Source organism: Nonomuraea lactucae (genome assembly GCF_003313395.1).
Lineage (GTDB): Bacteria > Actinomycetota > Actinomycetes > Streptosporangiales > Streptosporangiaceae > Nonomuraea > Nonomuraea lactucae.
Map to the genome: position 1 here is coordinate 1 of NZ_QNFZ01000474.1, position 1,232 is coordinate 1,232.

The window sequence follows — 1,232 nt, forward strand, 5'->3', positions numbered from 1 at the left end:
AGCCGTTCGGCCTCCTTGGCCAGCCGCGCCGCCTCGGCCTGGGCCTCCGCCCGCGCGCGGTGGGCGCCGCGGCGGCCGAGGACGTCGTCCGGCTCCGTGCCGAAGTCGTACGTCTCCCCAGCCACCCACGTCACCCCCGCGACGTCGTCCACCGCGTCGTCGAGGTCCTCGTCCGGTCCGGCCACGATGCGGGCCCTGGCGAAGGCGGCGGTGCGTTCGAGGCGGGCGGCCACCACCCCGTCCGCCGACTCCTGGAGCAGGACGCCGACCAGGCCGAGTCCCTCGTCGCGGCACAGGTCGAGAAGCCTGGCGAGGCTGTCGTCGCCGGGCACCCAGCCGGGCGGCAGCCGCAGCGTGTACGGCACGGCGGGGTCCACGTCGGCGGTGGTCGTGAGCCGTACCCGGCCCTCGTGGAGGTAGTGGCCGTGGACCAGCGCGAGGTCCAGGCCGGGGTCCTGGAGGGGGTCGCGGCGCTCGCGCGTCAGTGAGTCCCAGGGGCCGACGAGGACGACGGAGACGTCCGGCACCGTTCCGGCCAGTAGCGCGTCCACCGTGGCGCGGACGCTCTCGTACCCGGCCGTGCCGTCCACCACGGCCGTCACGTACGGGACCTTCCACTGGCGGCCGGGGTGCGAGCGCAGCCACCGGTAGGCGGGGATGCGGTCGGCCACGAACGCGTGGCTCACCCGGTCGATGGGCTGTTTGTCGCGCATCCGCATGGTCCGGCCGAGATGGTAGGCGCGGGCGGCCGGCTCGGGCACGAAGACGGCGCCGGCCTGCGCCAGGCGGTAGCCCATCTCGGTGTCCTGGCCGAGGATGAGGTCCTCGTCCATCGGCCCGGCGGCCTCGACCAGCCGGGCGCTGACCGAGGTGGCGCCCCCGACGTGCAGGCTGAACGGGCGCTGCGGATTGTCGGTGAGGCCACCGGTGCGCTCGACCAGGTCGACGATCCAGGCGTGCGGCTCGGCCGGTTCGAAGGCCTTCTCCAGGTCGTCGGGCAGCTCGGCGGGCACCGGGGCGTCGGTGAAACGCAGGTAGCCGGTCACCACCAGGTAGGGGGCGGTGTGGTGCCAGCGCATGTGGGCCTCGACCGCGCCGGGGGTCAGGAGCACATCGGAGTCGAGCCAGTGGATGACGTCGCCGCGCGCCTCGGCCAGTCCCGCGTTGCGCGCGCTGGCCCGGCCGGGCGCGTCGCAGACGATCAGCCGGGCGCCCGGCGGGCGGTCGGCGGG

The 1,232-nt window shown here is 75.4% G+C and carries 1 protein-coding gene; it reads right to left on the bottom strand.

Annotated features, from left to right (window positions below):
• The coding region (locus DQW85_RS22780) for a glycosyltransferase family 2 protein (protein WP_113702180.1) at positions 1–1,232 on the bottom strand (1,232 nt) is incomplete at both ends.